Annotated in this window: 16 protein-coding genes; 9 read left to right on the forward strand and 7 right to left on the reverse strand. The window is 67.2% G+C overall.

Annotated features, from left to right (window positions below; genetic code table 11):
- Nucleotides 1-48 precede the first annotated feature (48 nt).
- Entirely contained in the window at nt 49-681 is a 633-nt protein-coding gene (gene aat / locus ACOHWE_RS03990; RefSeq protein ID WP_420664286.1) for a leucyl/phenylalanyl-tRNA--protein transferase, read from the forward strand.
- On the opposite strand, the gene ACOHWE_RS03995 is transcribed toward aat, so the two are convergent.
- From ACOHWE_RS03995 to ACOHWE_RS04025, 7 genes are all read right to left on the reverse strand, one after another.
- A complete protein-coding gene (locus ACOHWE_RS03995; protein ID WP_420664288.1) occupies nt 645-1,016 on the reverse strand; it encodes a DUF2155 domain-containing protein in 372 nt (123 codons plus the stop codon). The genes aat and ACOHWE_RS03995 overlap by 37 nt on opposite strands.
- 20 nt (nt 1,017-1,036) lie before the next feature.
- Nucleotides 1,037-1,492 (reverse strand): outer membrane lipid asymmetry maintenance protein MlaD, encoded by a 456-nt coding sequence (gene mlaD, locus ACOHWE_RS04000; RefSeq protein ID WP_420664289.1) that lies wholly within the window; start codon nt 1,490-1,492, stop codon nt 1,037-1,039.
- Between the two features lie 86 nt (nt 1,493-1,578).
- Nucleotides 1,579-1,965 carry an NADH:ubiquinone oxidoreductase subunit NDUFA12 gene (locus ACOHWE_RS04005; RefSeq protein ID WP_420664291.1) on the reverse strand — a complete coding sequence of 129 codons (387 nt, stop codon included), beginning with the start codon at nt 1,963-1,965 and terminating at the stop codon, nt 1,579-1,581.
- 14 nt (nt 1,966-1,979) lie between these two features.
- A complete protein-coding gene (locus ACOHWE_RS04010) occupies nt 1,980-2,231 on the reverse strand; it encodes a hypothetical protein (RefSeq protein ID WP_420664293.1) in 252 nt (83 codons plus the stop codon).
- A complete protein-coding gene (locus tag ACOHWE_RS04015) occupies nt 2,228-2,590 on the reverse strand; it encodes a RidA family protein (protein ID WP_420664295.1) in 363 nt (120 codons plus the stop codon). The genes ACOHWE_RS04010 and ACOHWE_RS04015 overlap by 4 nt, the downstream gene beginning before the upstream one ends.
- 151 nt (nt 2,591-2,741) lie before the next feature.
- Nucleotides 2,742-4,007: an ATP-dependent Clp protease ATP-binding subunit ClpX gene (gene clpX / locus ACOHWE_RS04020; RefSeq protein ID WP_420664296.1), complete on the reverse strand. Its 1,266-nt coding sequence runs from the start codon at nt 4,005-4,007 to the stop codon at nt 2,742-2,744.
- Nucleotides 4,008-4,150: 143 nt separating this feature from the next.
- Nucleotides 4,151-4,783 (reverse strand): ATP-dependent Clp protease proteolytic subunit, encoded by a 633-nt coding sequence (locus tag ACOHWE_RS04025; RefSeq protein WP_420664298.1) that lies wholly within the window; start codon nt 4,781-4,783, stop codon nt 4,151-4,153.
- A 301-nt stretch (nt 4,784-5,084) separates the two neighbouring features.
- Here ACOHWE_RS04025 and ACOHWE_RS04030 point away from each other — a divergent pair, with 301 nt between their 5' ends.
- The 8 genes from ACOHWE_RS04030 (at nt 5,085) to mdoH (ending at nt 15,935) form a co-directional block, all read left to right on the forward strand.
- Nucleotides 5,085-6,092, forward strand: coding sequence for a GlxA family transcriptional regulator (locus ACOHWE_RS04030; protein ID WP_420664299.1), 1,008 nt, complete (start codon nt 5,085-5,087; stop codon nt 6,090-6,092).
- Between the two features lie 180 nt (nt 6,093-6,272).
- Nucleotides 6,273-6,743 carry a DUF302 domain-containing protein gene (locus ACOHWE_RS04035; RefSeq protein WP_420664301.1) on the forward strand — a complete coding sequence of 157 codons (471 nt, stop codon included), beginning with the start codon at nt 6,273-6,275 and terminating at the stop codon, nt 6,741-6,743.
- A gap of 88 nt (nt 6,744-6,831) precedes the next feature.
- Entirely contained in the window at nt 6,832-8,445 is a 1,614-nt protein-coding gene (locus ACOHWE_RS04040) for a thiamine pyrophosphate-binding protein (protein WP_420664303.1), read from the forward strand.
- Nucleotides 8,432-9,631 (forward strand): CaiB/BaiF CoA transferase family protein, encoded by a 1,200-nt coding sequence (locus tag ACOHWE_RS04045; RefSeq protein WP_420664304.1) that lies wholly within the window; start codon nt 8,432-8,434, stop codon nt 9,629-9,631. The genes ACOHWE_RS04040 and ACOHWE_RS04045 overlap by 14 nt, the downstream gene beginning before the upstream one ends.
- A gap of 215 nt (nt 9,632-9,846) precedes the next feature.
- Nucleotides 9,847-11,220, forward strand: coding sequence for a tetratricopeptide repeat protein (locus tag ACOHWE_RS04050; protein WP_420664306.1), 1,374 nt, complete (start codon nt 9,847-9,849; stop codon nt 11,218-11,220).
- Between the two features lie 22 nt (nt 11,221-11,242).
- Nucleotides 11,243-12,526, forward strand: coding sequence for an OpgC family protein (locus tag ACOHWE_RS04055; protein ID WP_420664308.1), 1,284 nt, complete (start codon nt 11,243-11,245; stop codon nt 12,524-12,526).
- Nucleotides 12,523-14,064 carry an OpgD/OpgG family glucan biosynthesis protein gene (locus ACOHWE_RS04060; protein ID WP_420664309.1) on the forward strand — a complete coding sequence of 514 codons (1,542 nt, stop codon included), beginning with the start codon at nt 12,523-12,525 and terminating at the stop codon, nt 14,062-14,064. Before ACOHWE_RS04055 ends, ACOHWE_RS04060 begins: the two co-directional genes overlap by 4 nt.
- A complete protein-coding gene (gene mdoH / locus ACOHWE_RS04065; RefSeq protein WP_420664311.1) occupies nt 14,061-15,935 on the forward strand; it encodes a glucans biosynthesis glucosyltransferase MdoH in 1,875 nt (624 codons plus the stop codon). The genes ACOHWE_RS04060 and mdoH overlap by 4 nt, the downstream gene beginning before the upstream one ends.
- Nucleotides 15,936-15,954 lie beyond the last annotated feature (19 nt).

The following is a 15,954-nucleotide window of genomic DNA, read 5'->3' on the forward strand; positions in this document are numbered from 1 at the left end:
CCCTTTTTCTCCGCCCCGCGCGGCAATTCCCCTATACTGGGCTGCACCATGAGCCTCACCGCCGACTTGCTGCTGCACGCCTATGCCTCCGGTGTCTTCCCGATGGCGGAGCACCGCGACGATCCGGAGGTGTTCTGGGTCGACCCCAAACGCCGCGGCATCCTGCCGCTCGATGGCTTCCGCATCTCCCGCTCGCTGGCCAAACGCATCCGCAACGGCGGCTTTTCCGTGACCGTGAACAGCGATTTCGCAGGCGTGGTCGATGGCTGCGCCGACCGGGCGGAAACCTGGATCAGCGCCGAAATCCGCGACCGCTACCTTGAGCTGCACGCGATGGGCCATGCCCATTCGCTGGAGCTCTGGCATCAGGGGGAGCTGGCCGGAGGGGTCTATGGGGTTTCGCTCGGCGCGGCCTTCTTCGGCGAGAGCATGTTCTCCCGCCGCCGCGACGCCTCAAAAGTGGCGCTGGCCTATCTGACGGACCGGCTGAAGCAGGCGGGTTTCCTGCTCTGCGACACGCAGTTCCTCACCGCGCATCTGGCCTCGCTTGGCGGGGTGGAAATCAGCCGCGCCCGCTACCGCGCGCTCCTGCGGGAAGCGATTCAGCAGGACGCCGATTTCCTGGAACCAGCGATCCCCGCGCCTCAGCTGCTCTTGCAGCGGATGACCCAGACGTCATAGCGGTTGTGATCCAGCGCATTGAGCGCCGGGCTCGAGGCGATCATCCAGCCCTCGAAATGCACCTCGCCATCGCCCTGGCCGCGCACGGTGAGAAAGGCATAGGCATCGCCCGTCGGGTTCTCCGCAGGGTAGCGGCACTCCCGGACCTGGACCTCCAGCCCGAACATCTCCGCCCCGCTGCCGGCCGGCACTTCGGTGTCGATGGTACGGCCGTTCACCTTGTCGAGCGCCCGGAGCACCGCCGCGCTGCCCTGCGCCGCGCGGCTCGGCCCGGCCTGTTCCGGCGCATCCTGCTCCTGCGCGCCGCCCGGCAGCGCCAGGCAGGCCAGCGCCATTGCCGCTGCCGCCGCGCGCCTCACGAGTCGCCCTCGCCGCCGCCGGCCACGAATTTCACCAGCAGCGAAATCAGGCTGACCGCGCCCTGAGTGTCGACGATCTCATCCCCCGGCTCCAGCGCAAAGGGAGAGCCGCCCGGCATGATCTCGACGAAGTTGCCGCCCAGAAGCCCCTCGGAGGAGATCACCACCGCGCTGTCATCGGGAATTTCGATCCCGTCCTTCACGGTAAAGCTCGTATCGGCGCGGAAGGTCTCGGGGTTCAGTTCAACGCCGGTCACGGTGCCGATCTTCACGCCTGCCAGCCGCACGTCGGTGCCGACGCCGACACCTTCGAGCGAGCGGAATGAGGCCGACAGCGGGTAGCTCTCACCGCCGCTGGACAGGCCCGAAGCCTGGCCTGCGTATATTGCAAAGGCCGCCGCGGCAGCCAGCACCGCCGCTCCGGCGATCACTTCGGTGGGATTGTAGGACATGGACCTCGGCCTTTTGGCTGATACGGTTTACGCGGGCAGGTCTGCCCGGCACGGATTACCTGCACTTGGGGGGACGCGGTGCGCGCTTACTCAGGCACCCAGGCTTCGTAGTCGCGCCGCTCCGGCGGCTCGCCGCCCGCGCGGATCGAGCCGTCCGGCGCATAGGCCAGCATGGTGCCGGTCAGGTTCTCCTGATGCGGCTTTTCCCAAGCCTTGTGCTTCAGCGGCTTTTCGGTCGGCAGCTCGTCATAGGTGCGGTGCAGCCAGCCATGCCAGTCCGGGCTCACCCGCGAGGCCTCGGCCTCGCCGTTGTAGATCACCCAGCGGCGGCTGTCGTCGTCGGTGCGGTAGAAGATGTTGCCCTGATCATCCTCGCCCACCTTGACCCCCTTGCGGGCAGTGAAGAGGGCAGTGTTCAGCGTGGAGCCGTTCCACCAGGTCACAGCGCGCAGAAGTGTGTTCAGGATTCCCATGGGTGCCTCCGCAATTACAGCCCCTGATATGGCGCAATTTCCACCCAAGGTCCAGTGGCTTGCACCCAGCGGGGCACGCCTGCGGCAAACGCATGATCCGGCGCCTGCGCCAGGTTTTGCAGATGGCGCCGGAACCGCCTTGCAAATGGCCTCAGCGCCACGCCGCCCGGCAAGCCGGCCTCCTGCCACTTGGCATCCAGAGCCGCGGCCCGGTCCGGATTGCGCAGCGCCAGCACAGCCGCAGCGGTGCCGGCGCCGATGCTCATCCCCGGGGGTCCAGAGCGGTCACCTCGATCTCGATCCGGTATTTCGGGTCGATGAGGTTGCATTCGATCATCGTCGCTGCCGGCGGGTGCGCCCCGAAGGTTTCCGACAGGAGCGGCCAGCAGGGTTCGAACTCGGTCCGGTCCGGCAAGTAATAAGTGACCCGCACCACATCGGCAAAGCGCGCGCCCGCCTCCTCCAGCGCCGCGCCAATCGTTTCCAGAGCTGAGCGGCACTGCTCTACGACGTCCCCGCCCTGCCCGACGGTGCCCGCCACATGCACGAAGCCGCCCGCCACCACGGCCCGGCTATAGCCGACCTTGGTTTCGAACTCGCCCCCGAATGAAATCCGCCTGATCACTGCCTTACCTCTTCCTCTTGCCAAAAATATCCCGGGGGGGGAGCCGCGCCCCGGCGCGGCGGGGGCAGCGCCCCAGCGCGTCCTGCCCGAACAAAACAGGCGGCGCGGAAAGCTCCGCGCCGCCTGCCTCAAACTTCCGTCACCCCCGCGCTCAGCCGGCGGAGGCCGATTCCTTCTCGTCGGCGTGAATCATCAGCGGCTGCGCGTCCGAATTCACCGCTTCCTCGTTCACCACAACCTTGGTGACGCTGTCCATGCCCGGAAGCTCGAACATGGTGTCGAGCAGGATATCCTCCATGATGGAGCGCAACCCGCGGGCGCCGGTCTTGCGTTCGATCGCCTTCTTGGCAATCGCGCTCAGCGCTTCGTCGGTGAAGTCCAGCTCGGTGTCTTCCAGCTCGAACAGGCGCTGGTACTGTTTCACCAGCGCATTCTTCGGCTTGGTCAGGATGGTGACCAGCGCGTCCTCGTCGAGATCCTCCAGCGTCGCCAGCACCGGAAGACGGCCGACGAATTCCGGGATCAGGCCGAACTTCAGCAGGTCTTCCGGCTCCAGGTCCTTGAAGATCTCGCCGACGCCGCGCTCATCGTTGTCGCGCACATCGGCGCCGAAGCCCATCGCCGAGCCCTTGCCGCGCCGCGCGATGATCTTGTCGAGGCCGGCAAAGGCGCCGCCGCAGATGAACAGGATGTTGGTGGTATCGACCTGCAGGAATTCCTGCTGAGGATGCTTGCGCCCGCCCTGCGGCGGCACCGAGGCCACGGTGCCCTCCATCAGCTTCAGCAGCGCCTGCTGCACGCCTTCCCCGCTCACGTCGCGGGTGATCGAGGGGTTTTCCGACTTGCGGGTGATCTTGTCGACCTCGTCGATATAAACGATGCCGCGCTGCGCGCGCTCGACGTTGTATTCCGACGCCTGCAACAGCTTCAGGATGATGTTCTCCACATCCTCGCCCACGTAACCGGCTTCGGTCAGCGTGGTGGCGTCGGCCATGGTGAAGGGCACATCGAGGATGCGCGCCAGCGTCTGCGCGAGCAGCGTCTTGCCGCAGCCGGTGGGGCCGATCAGCAGGATGTTGGATTTTGCGAGTTCAATGTCCGAGCCCGCCTTCTGCGCATGGTTCAGACGCTTGTAGTGGTTGTGCACCGCAACCGACAGCACCCGTTTCGCCATCGCCTGGCCGATCACGTAATCGTCCAGCACGTCGCAGATGTCCTTGGGCGTCGGCACGCCATCGGTGGCCTTCAGGCCCGAGGCCTTGGTCTCCTCCCGGATGATGTCCATGCACAGTTCGACGCATTCATCGCAGATGAACACGGTGGGGCCCGCGATCAGCTTGCGCACCTCGTGCTGGCTCTTTCCGCAGAAGCTGCAATAGAGGGTGTTCTTGCTGTCGCCGCCTGAATTCGTCGCCATGGTCTACCTTTCAGTCCGCCCGGTCGCGGCACCCCCGCCGGGAGCGCGCCGCCTTTCTGGCAGCTTAGGATACTGACCCAGCCGCCACAATGCGAAAGTGCGCCCCGGTTTCAGGTGCGGAGCGCACCATTTCGGCCCCTCTCTCAGGGCGTTTCCTCGCCGCCTTTGCCGCGGCTTTCGACGATCTCGTCGATCAGGCCGAATTCCTTGGCTTCCGCCGGCGACATGAAGTTGTCCCGCTCCAGCGCGCGTTCGATGGTGTCGTAATCCTGGCCGGTGTGGTGCACGTAGATCTCGTTCAGACGCTTCTTCAGCTTCAGCGTCTCCTCGGCGTGGATCATGATGTCGGTGGCCTGGCCCTGGAAGCCGCCGGAGGGCTGGTGCACCATCACGCGCGAGTTCGGCAAGCTGAAGCGCATGCCCGCCTCGCCCGCGGTCAGCAGCAGCGAGCCCATCGAAGCCGCCTGGCCGATCACCAGGGTCGAAACCTTGGGCCGGATGTACTGCATGGTATCGTAGATCGACAGGCCCGAGGTCACCACGCCGCCGGGCGAGTTGATATACATGGAGATTTCCTTGGAGGGGTTTTCCGCCTCCAGGTGCAGCAGCTGCGCCACGATCAGCGAGCTCATGCCGTCATGCACCGGGCCGTTCACGAAGATGATGCGCTCCTTCAGCAGGCGCGAAAAGATGTCATAGGCGCGTTCGCCCCGGCTGGTCTGCTCCACCACCATCGGAACCAGCGTGTTCATGTATGTTTCTCTGGGATCAATCATCTCGACCTGCCTGTTTTCGCTTATGTCCGGCACCATACCCGACAGTGTGTTACCCGAGTCTTAGTATCGCCTCTTGGGACCCGCAAGGGGCGCACCGGCATTTTCGGCCCGCTGTTCCATATGGTCTCACTGCGCTCCAAGGCGGCCCGCGCGCCGCATTCCTGCATCCGGTGTCGCAATCTGCCGCGGCGCCGTCGCTATCCTCAGGCTGTCCGCCCGGCAGGCATATTAGGAGGTTCGCCAAACCCGAAGCCCGGCGCCCGCGCCCCCCTTGCCTGCCCCTGCAACGAGTAGCCCAGCGATGAGTGAAGACAGTTTCGTCCAGAAAGGCGCCGCCGCCAATCTCGCTATCCCTTTCGAGGGCGAACCGCAGGACTTCTACTTCCTGCTATTGCCCAAGGCGACGATGCTGCCCGTGGCCGCCGCGATCGAGCCGCTGCGCATCGCCAATCAGGTGACCGGCACCCGCCTCTACCGCTGGTACATCATGACCGAGGACGGCCAGCCGGTGCGCTGCTCCAACGGCATGGTGGTGACGCCGGACCGGCCGCTGCAGCCCCTGCCCGCGGACTCGCTCGGCTTTGTCTGCGCGGGTGTCGAGCCGCAGAACACCGCGGGCGAGGCGACCCTCAACTGGCTGCGCCGCGAAAGCCGCTTCGGACGCTCGATCGGCGGCATCTGCACCGGCGCGTTTGCTTTGGCGCAGGCGGGGCTCATCCGAAACCACAAGTTCACCTTGCACTGGGAAAACCAGCCCGGCTTCCTGGAGCGGTTTCCGAACCTCTCCCCCTCGCCCAACATCTTCGAAATCTCCGGGCCGCTGATGACCTGCGGCGGCGGCAATGCGGCCACCGACCTCATGCTCACCCTGATCGAGCGCCGCCACGGCAAGCAGCTCGCCATCATCGTTGCCGACATGTGCCTGCACGTGCGCTCCGGGGGTCAGGCGGCGCCGCAGAAGTCGAACTACGCGGTGGCCATCGGCAGCCGCAACCAGCGGCTCCTGAATGCACTCCAGCTGATGCAGGAATCGATCGAGGAGCCGCTCTCGATCGGCGAACTCTGCGAACGGCTCGACATCTCCCGCCGCCAGCTCGAGCGGCTGTTTGCCCGCTACCTCGACCAGAGCCCGATGCACGTCTACTTCGACATGCGCCTCAGCCATGCCTTTGCGCTGATGAACGAGACCTCGATGTCGGTGACCGAGATCGCGCTGGCCTCGGGGTTCAACTCGGCCACGCATTTCTCCCGCCAGTTCAAGCGCAAGTTCGGCGCCAGCCCGCATTTCTTCCGCAAGGGCTGGAGCTGACACCAGCCCCGGCGCATGTGTCTCCTGTTGCCAAGCGGCGCGCACCCCTGCCGGGGCGCGCAAGACGATGCGCCCTGACGGGCGGATTGCCGCCTGCTGCACGGGATCGTGATCCCGCTGCCGTGGCGGCTGCCCTAGGTGAAGCCCATATGCCAGCCTGCACCCAAAGGGAGAATTACCATGTTTTTGAGACGCTTGTCCGCCGCTCTTGTCCTCGCCGCCTCCACCGCCGCCGCCGGTGAAATCAGCGAGCGGGACGGCTGGGCGGTGCATCACAGCGCCAAACCCTATGACCAGCTTGTTGCCGATGTGAAATCGGCGGCCAAGGCCGGCGGCCTCGCCGTGGTGACCGAGGCAGGCCCCACCAAGGCTGCCGCAAACCGCGGCATCATCATTCCCGGCAACCGGGTGATCGGCCTCTTCAACAACGACTTCGCGGTGAAGATCCTCGAAACCTCCACCGCCGCAATGATCGAGGCTCCGGTCCGCATCTACGTGACCGAGGACGAAAACGGCAGCGCGACTCTTTCCTACAAACGGCCCACTCACGTGTTTGCTCCTTACGCGGACGAGGGCGGCGTTGCACTGATGGACCTCGCGGCCGAGCTGGATGCGCGCTTCGCGCAGGTCACTGAGGCTGCCTTGAAATAGCGCGCGCTCTCACACTGGCGTGAACGGGCTTGCGCCGCCCGGCATTCCCGGCATTCTGCCCTCCGGATCAACGGACGGGACGGACCAGATGACCAAAACCATGCGCGCCGCCGATGTGCTGGCCCGGCGCCTCTATGCGGCGGGCTGCCGCCACGCCTTCGGCATGCCCGGCGGAGAGGTACTGACGCTGGTGGATGCTCTGACGCGCGCGGGCATCGCCTTTCACCTCGCCAAGCACGAAAACGCCGCCGGCTTCATCGGCGAGGGCGTGCATCACGCCGACGGCGCGCCGGTCATTCTGGTGGCCACCCTCGGCCCCGGCGCGCTCAATGGCGTGAACGTGGTGGCGAATGCGCATCAGGACCGGGTGCCGATGCTGGTGCTCACCGGCTGCGTCGATGCGGATGAGGCGCACAGCTACACCCACCAGGTGCTCGACCACCAGGCGGTCTTTGCGCCGATCACCAAATCCACATTCCGGCTCGACGCGGACGCCGCGGACCTGATCGCGGACAAGGCGGTCTCCATCGCCACACGGCCGCGGCAGGGGCCGGTGCATATCGACGTGCCGATCTCGGTGGCAGAGGCGCCGGCCAGGGACCGCGGCCTCCGCGCCGCGCCTGCAAGTGCTTGCGTGCCAGAGGGCGCGGCACTGGCGCAGGCGCGTGACTGGCTGGCGGCAGCAGAACGCCTGCTGGCGGTGATCGGCCTCGATGCGCTGCAGGAGGAAGCTGGCCCGGCCTTGCGCTCCTTTCTCGAGAAATACCGCATCCCCTTCGTCACCACCTACAAAGCCAAGGGCATCCTCCCCGAGGACCACCCGCTCTGCCTCGGCGGTGTCGGCCTGTCGCCGCTGGCGGACAAGCACCTCCTGCCGCTGGTCGAGGAGGCCGGCCTGATCCTCAGCCTCGGCTACGATCCGATCGAAATGCGCCCCGGCTGGCGCAATGCCTGGGACCCGGCGCGCCAGAACGTCTTGGAGATCGCCCCCGAGCCCAACACCCACTATATGCACCAGGCGGGGCTCGCCTTCCTCTGCCCGCTGGCCCCGGCACTCGCGGCACTCTCCGAGGGCACCGCCCCGCGCAGCACCTGGCCCGATGGCCAGCCGGAAAAGGTAAAGTCCGCCCTCGCCGCCGCCTTCCCCACGGATGACGACTGGGGCCCGGGCGCAGTAATCGCCGAATGCCGCGCCGCCCTGCCCGCGGACACGCTCGCCACCGCAGACAGCGGCGCGCACCGCATCCTCTTGAGCCAGATGTGGCAATGCCAGGAGCCGCGCGGGCTGATCCAGTCCTCAGGCCTCTGCACCATGGGCTGCGCGCTGCCGATGGCGATCGGCCGCAAGCTCGCCCAGCCCGACCGGCCCGTCGTTGCCTTCACCGGCGATGCGGGCTTCCTGATGGTGGCCGGAGAGCTTGCCACCGCGGCCGAGCTGGGCGTCGCCCCGATCATCGTCGTCTTTGCCGACGCGAGCCTCGCCCTGATCGAGCTGAAGCAGCGCCAACGGCAGATGCCCAATACCGGCGTCGACTTTGCGCCGCATGACTTCGCCGCGATGGGCCGCGCCTTTGGCGGCAACGGCGTTACCGTCCGCAGCCGCGAGACCTTGCGCGCGGCCCTCGAACAGGCGCTGACCGCGCCCCAATTCACCGTGATTGCGGCGGAAATCAGCCGCGGAGGATATGATGGACGCATCTGACATGCTGCCCCACGGCGCCCTTAGGGGGGTCAAGGTTCTCGACCTCTCCCGCATTCTGGCGGGACCGACCTGCACGCAGCTCCTGGGCGACCTCGGCGCCGATGTGATCAAGGTGGAGAACCCCGGCACCGGCGGCGACGACACCCGCCAGTGGGGCCCGCCCTACGCCGGCGGGGACGCGGCGGCCGAGACCGGCCTTTCGGCCTATTTCATGGCCGCCAACCGCAACAAGCGCTCCATCGCGCTGGACATCGCCACGCCCGAGGGCCAGCAGGCAATCCGCAAGCTCGCCGCCGAGGCCGACATTCTGATCGAGAACTTCAAACCCGGGGGGCTTGCCAAATACGGGCTCGACTACGCGAGCCTCCAAGGCGACTTCCCCAGCCTCATCTACTGCTCGATCTCCGGCTACGGCCAGACCGGCCCGAACAGCGCAAAGCCCGGCTATGACATCATGGCGCAGGGCTTCGGCGGCATCATGTCGCTGACCGGAGAGCCCGGGGGCCAGCCGATGAAGGCGGGCGTCGGCATCGCCGACGTGATGTGCGGCATGTATGCCTGCATCGGCATCCTCGCCGCTCTGCACCACCGCGGGAAAACCGGCGAGGGCCAGCAGATCGACCTCGCGCTGGTCGACTCCCAAGTGGCCTGGCTGATCAACGAGGGCGTTGCCTATCTCAACACCGGCACCCTCCCCAAGCGCCGCGGCAACGAACACCCGAGCATCATGCCCTACGGCGTCTACGGCACCTCTGACGGCCACGTGATCCTCGCCGTGGGCAACGACAGCCAGTTCCGCCGCTTCATGGAGTTTTTGCAGCTCGAAGGCCTCGCCGCCGATCCGCGATTTGCCACCAATCCGGCCCGCTTGCAGCACCGCGATGCGCTGAACGATATCCTGGTCCCCTCCGTCGCCCGCTTCACCACGGACGCGGTGATCGCCGCGATGGAGGCGCGCAAGGTGCCCGCAGGCCCGGTGCAGGATCTCGAGCGGCTGTTTGCCAGCGCCCAGGTGGAGGCGCGCGAGATGACCATCGGCATGGAGACCGGGGCCGGCCCGGTGCGGCTCTTGGGCAACCCGCTCAACTTCTCGCGCACGCCGGTCACCTACCGCCGCCCGCCGCCTGTTTGCGGAGCCGACACCGGCGCTGTACTTGCGGCGGACCGGGCCTTTGACGAAGACTGATCCCGTCTCAGCGACGCTCCGCTGCCGGAGTCTGTAACGCGCAGTTCCGGGGCAGCGGCCATTTGCCTGATTATGTTGCAGGCCCGACGTAAATCCCCCGCAGGCCAACACGCTGCATCACCAAACCGCGAGCGGGGTTCGCCGGCCCGCGCCGCATCCGCTACTCTCGGCCCGAGGCGGGACAACCGCATTTCGTTGACGAGAGATTGAACCCCATGACGCAAGACATCTTCGGCCAGGACACCAGCTTGACCGGCGCAGCCGCCCTGGACAGCTGGAACGCGGTGCAGCTCGGCATCCTCGCCCATTCCGCCGCCGCCGCGGACCACCTCGGCGCGGTGCTGGAGGCAGCGCCCGAGTTTGCCCAGGCCCATGCGGTCAAGGGGCTGTCGCTGATGATGCTGGGCCGCCGCGAGCTCCTGCCCGCCGCCCGCGAGGCCCTGAGCGTGGCCGAACGCCTGGGTGAGGCCGCCACCACCCGCGAGCGCAAGTACACCGCGGCGCTCGCCGCTTGGCTCGCCGGGCGCCCGTCGCAGGCGGTGGACTGCATGGAAGAGGTGCTGGAGCGCTCACCCGGCGATGCGCTGGCGATGAAGCTCAGCCACGGCATCCGCTTCATCCTGGGCGACGCCGCCGGCATGCGCGCCTCCGCCGAGCGGGTGCTGCCCGCCTATGGCCCGGACCACGCCGCCCGCGGCTACATCCTCGGCTGCCACGCCTTCACGCTGGAGGAAACCGGCGAATACGACCGCGCTGCCGCCACCGGGCGGCAAGCGCTGTGGCTCGCGCCCGACGACGCCTGGGGCCTGCACGCCGTGACCCATGTGCACGAAATGACCGGCAATGCCCGCGCCGGCCTCGACTGGCTGGACGGGCGCGAGGCCGCCTGGGCGCATTGCAACAACTTCCGCTACCACGTCTGGTGGCACAAGGCGCTGCTGCTGCTGGACCTGGGCGAGACCGAGGCGGCGCTGGCGCTCTATGACGATGAGGTGCGCAAGGACAAGACCGACGACTACCGCGACATCGCCAACGCGACATCGCTCCTGATGCGCCTGGAGCTGGAGGGCGTCGCCGTCGGCCCCCGCTGGGAGGAGCTCGCCGATCTCTGCGCCTGCCGCACCGCGGACGGCAGCCTGATCTTTGCCGACCTGCACTACCTTCTTGCCCTTACCGGCCGACGCCCCGAAGCCGCCCACGAGCTGGTGCTGCGCATCCACGCCGATGCCGAGGCCGCCGTCACGCCCGCAGGCAGCGAGGCCCAGGCCCGCATGGCTGCGCCCGGATGCGCCGCGGCCAGCGGTGTCGAAGCCTTTGGTGCGGGCGACTACATCACTGCTTTTAGGCAACTTTCCGCCGCTCGGGCCACCCTGCAGCTGGCCGGCGGCAGCCACGCGCAGCGCGACATCTTCGAAAGGCTTGCAATCGACGCAGGAATCCGCTCATCCCAGCTTGACGGAGCCGAATCGATCCTTGACGACCGCCGCGCAAAGCGTTGCGGCGCCGAGGATAATTACGCCCTCGCCCGCCGGGCCCTGATTGCCAGGGCCCGTGCTGGCGGCGGCGTGCGGAGCGTGCCCGCCGAGTGAAGTTTCAAGGACTCTGAACGCAATGTCCACTGTCGCGCCCTTCCCGGGGCCCAAGACCAACCCGGCCGCCGCCAACCGCGCGGCGATGCCCGAGACCCCGCTTGAGACAGCGGCAAGCCGCCCCCGCGACCCGCGGCTCGATTTCTACCGCGGCATCGCGATGTTCATCATCCTCTGCGCGCATATCCCAGGCAACCGCTGGACCGGCTGGATTCCCGCGCGCTTCGGTTTCTCCGACGCGACCGAGATCTTCGTTTTCTGTTCCGGCATGGCCTCCGCCATCGCCTTTGGCGGCACCTTCGCGCGCAAGGGATGGTGGCTGGGCGCTGCCCGCGTGCTGTTCCGCTGCTGGCAGGTCTACTGGGCGCATCTCGGTCTGTTCTTCTTCCTGGCGATGTCGATGGCGGCGCTCGACCTCTATGGCAGCTTTGAGAAGAGCTACGTCAACTCGCTGAACCTCCTGCCTTTTTTCAAGGATACCGCGACCCAGCTGGTGGGCATCTTCACCCTCACCTACGTGCCCAACTACTTCGATATTCTGCCAATGTACTTGGTGGTGCTGCTGCTGATGCCGGTGATGATGGGTTTGAAGATGGGGCTCGGGAAGGCTGGCGGCTGGGCCGTTGCGGCGCTCTCGGCCATGCTGTGGCTGACTGCCAATCCCTACATGATCGGCATGGGTCCGAACGGTGTCTCGCTGCCCGCCGAACCCTGGTCGGGCCGCGAGTGGTTTTTCAATCCCTTCGGCTGGCAGCTCCTGTTCTTCACCGGCTTTGCCTTCATGGCGGGCTGGCTGCCGAAACCGCCGCGCACGCCCATACTGGCGCTCACGGCGGCGGCCTTCGTGCTCTTCTCCGCCCCCTTCGGCTCCTGGAAGGTGCTGACCTGGGTCGAGGCCTGGAACACCGGGCTCGCCGGCCAGATCCGTGCCAGCTGGGAGATCACCGGCGAATGGCGGGAGAAGACCGATTTCGGCCTCCTGCGCTATGCCCACTTCCTGTCCCTCGCCTACCTCGGCTGGTACCTCGCAGGCACCGGCGGCCACCGGCTGATCGCCTCCGGCCACTCGGCTGCTGCGCGCCTTTGGCAGCTGATCCTGCAGCTGATCACCAAGGTGGGCCAGCAGTCGCTTGCAGTCTTCGTCTTCTCGATGGCACTCGCGCGGTTCATCGGCGCGGCTCTTGACCACACCGACCGCTCCATCATGACCACCGCCTATGCAAACCTCGCAGGCTTTGCCCTGATCATCGCCTGCGCCTACCTCGCAGGCTGGTTCAAGTCCCAGCCCTGGAGAGCCAAGAAATGAGCCCGCTGTCCCGCCGCGCCTTCCTGGCCGCAGCCCTTTCCACAACCTTCCTGTCCACGTCCCTGCTGACCGCGCGCCCCGCAAGTGCCGCCGGCACCGCCGGAGCTGCGGAAGCCGCGCCCTTCAGCCACGATACCGTGGTTGCGCGCGCCCGCGCGCTGGCGCAGGACCCCTACAGCGAGCGCGCTTCGGTACCAAAGGACTGGCTGGCGCTCAGCTACGAGCAGTACCAGAAACGCTGGTTCCGCTCCCGCGATGCGCTCTGGGCGGATACAGAGCGCAGCTACAACGTCGATTTCTTCCTGCCCGGGCTCTACTTCCCGCGCCCCGTGCAGATCAGCACGGTGACCGATGGCAGGGTGGAGCCGGTGGCCTTTGACTTGTCGCTGTTTGACCAGACAGACAAGGCGCCGGAACTCACGACCGAGGGCAACCTCGGCTACTCCGGCCTGCGCCTGCGCACCGAACTCAGCGAGCCGGGCAAGAAGAACGAATTCTGCGTTTTCCAGGGCGCGAGCTACTTCCGCGCCATCGGCCAGGGTCAGGCCTACGGGCTGTCGGCCCGCGGCCTCGCGCTGAAAACCGCCGACCCCGAGGGCGAGGAATTCCCCGAGTTCACCGAGTTCTGGCTCGAAGCCCCCGCCCCCGGCCAGCGCACGATGGTGGTGCATGCGCTGATGGATTCCCCCTCTGTCACCGGCGCCTACCGCTTTGCCATAACGCCCGGCACCAGCACCGTGATGGACGTGGAGGCGACGCTTTTCGCCCGCGAGGAGCTGACCCACGCAGGCCTCGCCCCGCTCACCTCGATGTTCCTGTTCGACGCCACCAACCGGCACCGTTTCGATGACTTCCGCCCCGCCGTGCATGACAGCGACGGCCTCCTTGCGCTCAACGGCAACGGGGAGGCCATCTGGCGCCCGCTGGCCAATCCCAAGACCCTGCAAGTGTCTTCCTTCGTTGACGAAAACCCGCGCGGCTTCGGCCTGATGCAGCGCTCGCGGCGGCTGTCGGACTTCAACGATCTCGAGGCCGACTACCATCGCCGCCCCTCGCTCTGGGTGGAGCCGCAGGGCAACTGGGGCAAGGGCGCCGTCACGCTGGTCGAAATCCCCGCCGACAAGGAGATCTACGACAACATCGTCGCCTACTGGCGCCCGCGCGAGCCCTACCCGGCCGGAGCCGAAATTCCGCTCGCCTACCGGCTCACCTGGGGCGAGGAGCCGCTCCTGGATCTGCCGCGTGTCACCGGCACCGCCCAAGGCGCCAAGATCTTCGGCGATCCGGGCCGGATCGTCACCGTCGACTTCGCCCCGCATCCGTTGTTTGGCGGCGGGCCGGAGGCTCTTGATGTGCATCTCTCCTCTCCCCATGTGGCGCTGAGCGAAGGCGTGCTGCAGCGCAATCCCGAGACCGGGGGCCTGCGGCTTGCCTTCAGCTTCGATCCCGCGGGCCGGGATTATGTGGAACTGCGTGCCCAGCTCAGGAAGGACGGTGAAGCCGCTTCCGAAGTCTGGCTTTACAGGTGGACAGAATGAACGGCACCAGCCTGATGCCTCCCGAACAACCGCTGGCCATGCCGGCCCAGGATTTCAGCACCGGGTTCCGCGACAGTGCGGCTCCGGGCGATGCCGCCCCCAGCCAGATCTCGCTGTGGCGCATACTGGCGTTTTCGCCCGCGATGGCCGCAACTGCGGCGCTGACCTGGGTGATGCAGGGCTGGTTTGCGGCCGGCGGGGTCTCGGTTCTGGAAATCGTTTTGCTGGCACTCATCGCCTTCAACTTCTTCTGGATCAGCTTCACGGTTTCCACCGTGCTGCTGGGCCTCTACGGGCTGTCGCAGCGCCAGAAGAGCACCGGCCGCGGCCCGGTGCAGCCGCTGAAGGTGGCGCTGCTGATCCCCGTTTACAACGAGGTGCCCTGGTACGTGCTCGGCAACGCCCAGACCATGCTGCAAGAGCTGCATGGCCGCGGCGGCCACCACAGGTACGCTATGTTCATCCTGTCCGACACCCGCGACGACGCTATTGCCGAACAGGAGCGCGCCAGCGTCGAGGCACTGCAAAGCATGCTGCCGCCGGGCGCCGAGCTCTACTACCGCCGCCGCGCCGACAACGCGGGCCGCAAGGTCGGCAACATCTCCGACTGGGTGCGCCGATGGGGCGCGGGCTATGACGCGATGCTGGTGCTCGATGCCGACAGCCTGATGACGGGCCGCGCCATCGCGCAGCTCGCTGACGCGCTGTCGCGGGACCCGAGCGCTGGCCTGATCCAGAGCTACCCGCAGCTGATCGGCGCGCAGTCGGTCTTCGGCCGCATGCAGCAGTTCGCCAACGGCGTCTACGGCCTCGCGCTGGCCGAGGGCCTCGCCCGCTGGGCCGGGCACGAGGGCAATTACTGGGGCCACAACGCCATCATCCGCACCCGCGCATTCGCCGCTTGTGCGGGTCTGCCGATGCTGCGCTCCCGCTTCGGCGGCGGCGAGAAGCTCATCATGAGCCACGATTTCGTCGAGGCAGGGCTCCTGCGCCGCGCCGGCTGGGCGGTGCGCTTTCTGCCCCGCATCCGCGGCTCCTACGAGGAGACCCCTCCGACCCTGATCGACCACATCCTGCGCGACCGGCGCTGGTGCCAGGGCAACCTGCAGCACCTGAACCTGCTGCACGCCAAGGGCTTCCGGGCGATCTCCCGCTTCCACCTGTTTGCCGGTGCGATCGGCTACCTGATGGCGCCGGTGTGGTTTGCGCTGCTGGTTCTGTGGGCCATCATCGGCCGCAGCGAGGAATCCTCGGTGATCAGCTATTTCAGCGAGGCCAACCCCTTCCGCCCCTCGTGGCCCGACATGTCGGAGCCGCGCCACGTGCTGGTGATCCTGCTGATCTACGCGATGCTCCTGGCGCCGAAACTGCTGGCGGCCTCCGCGCTGCCGCTCTCCGGCGGCCGCATCCAGGACTATGGCGGGCGCGCGCAGTTTGCGCTCTCGGTGCTGACCGAAGTACTGCTGGCGATCCTCTATGCGCCGATCCTGATGGTGCAGCAGATGATCGCGGTGTTCCGCACCGCGCTTGGCCTGCAGCGCGGCTGGGAGCCGCAGGCGCGCGACGGCGGAAGCTACGGCTGGTCCACCCTCCTGAAGGTGCATGCGCTGGAAACGGCGAGCGGGTTTGCGCTCTGGGCCGGTATCCTCGCGGGCGCGGTGTCGCTGTGGCTGGCGCCGATTGCGCTCTCGCTGGTGCTGGCGGTGCCGCTCTCGGCGCTTTCGGGCGTGAAGGCAAAGAACCGCATCCACGCTCTGATGGGCACCCGCGAGGTCTTTGCCGAGCCCCAGATCACCCGCGCTGCCCGCGCCGCCCGGGCCGAGCTGAAGGCCTTCCTCGACGGTTCGGGCACCCGCGCCGCCGCCGAGTGACCCGGCCCGCCGGCCCCGC

This window comes from Cribrihabitans neustonicus (assembly GCF_048820895.1).
In the GTDB taxonomy this organism is placed as follows: domain Bacteria; phylum Pseudomonadota; class Alphaproteobacteria; order Rhodobacterales; family Rhodobacteraceae; genus Cribrihabitans_A; species Cribrihabitans_A neustonicus.

What these genes read in the sequence shown, in the direction of transcription:
- aat (WP_420664286.1), top strand. Translation starts at nt 49, where the DNA reads ATGAGCCTCACCGCCGACTTGCTGCTGCACGCCTATGCCTCCGGTGTC.
- ACOHWE_RS03995 (WP_420664288.1), bottom strand. Translation starts at nt 1,016, where the DNA reads ATGGCGCTGGCCTGCCTGGCGCTGCCGGGCGGCGCGCAGGAGCAGGAT.
- mlaD (WP_420664289.1), bottom strand. Translation starts at nt 1,492, where the DNA reads ATGTCCTACAATCCCACCGAAGTGATCGCCGGAGCGGCGGTGCTGGCT.
- ACOHWE_RS04005 (WP_420664291.1), bottom strand. Translation starts at nt 1,965, where the DNA reads ATGGGAATCCTGAACACACTTCTGCGCGCTGTGACCTGGTGGAACGGC.
- ACOHWE_RS04010 (WP_420664293.1), bottom strand. Translation starts at nt 2,231, where the DNA reads ATGAGCATCGGCGCCGGCACCGCTGCGGCTGTGCTGGCGCTGCGCAAT.
- clpX (WP_420664296.1), bottom strand. Translation starts at nt 4,007, where the DNA reads ATGGCGACGAATTCAGGCGGCGACAGCAAGAACACCCTCTATTGCAGC.
- ACOHWE_RS04025 (WP_420664298.1), bottom strand. Translation starts at nt 4,783, where the DNA reads ATGATTGATCCCAGAGAAACATACATGAACACGCTGGTTCCGATGGTG.
- ACOHWE_RS04030 (WP_420664299.1), top strand. Translation starts at nt 5,085, where the DNA reads ATGAGTGAAGACAGTTTCGTCCAGAAAGGCGCCGCCGCCAATCTCGCT.
- ACOHWE_RS04035 (WP_420664301.1), top strand. Translation starts at nt 6,273, where the DNA reads ATGTTTTTGAGACGCTTGTCCGCCGCTCTTGTCCTCGCCGCCTCCACC.
- ACOHWE_RS04040 (WP_420664303.1), top strand. Translation starts at nt 6,832, where the DNA reads ATGACCAAAACCATGCGCGCCGCCGATGTGCTGGCCCGGCGCCTCTAT.
- ACOHWE_RS04045 (WP_420664304.1), top strand. Translation starts at nt 8,432, where the DNA reads ATGGACGCATCTGACATGCTGCCCCACGGCGCCCTTAGGGGGGTCAAG.
- ACOHWE_RS04050 (WP_420664306.1), top strand. Translation starts at nt 9,847, where the DNA reads ATGACGCAAGACATCTTCGGCCAGGACACCAGCTTGACCGGCGCAGCC.
- ACOHWE_RS04055 (WP_420664308.1), top strand. Translation starts at nt 11,243, where the DNA reads ATGTCCACTGTCGCGCCCTTCCCGGGGCCCAAGACCAACCCGGCCGCC.
- ACOHWE_RS04060 (WP_420664309.1), top strand. Translation starts at nt 12,523, where the DNA reads ATGAGCCCGCTGTCCCGCCGCGCCTTCCTGGCCGCAGCCCTTTCCACA.
- mdoH (WP_420664311.1), top strand. Translation starts at nt 14,061, where the DNA reads ATGAACGGCACCAGCCTGATGCCTCCCGAACAACCGCTGGCCATGCCG.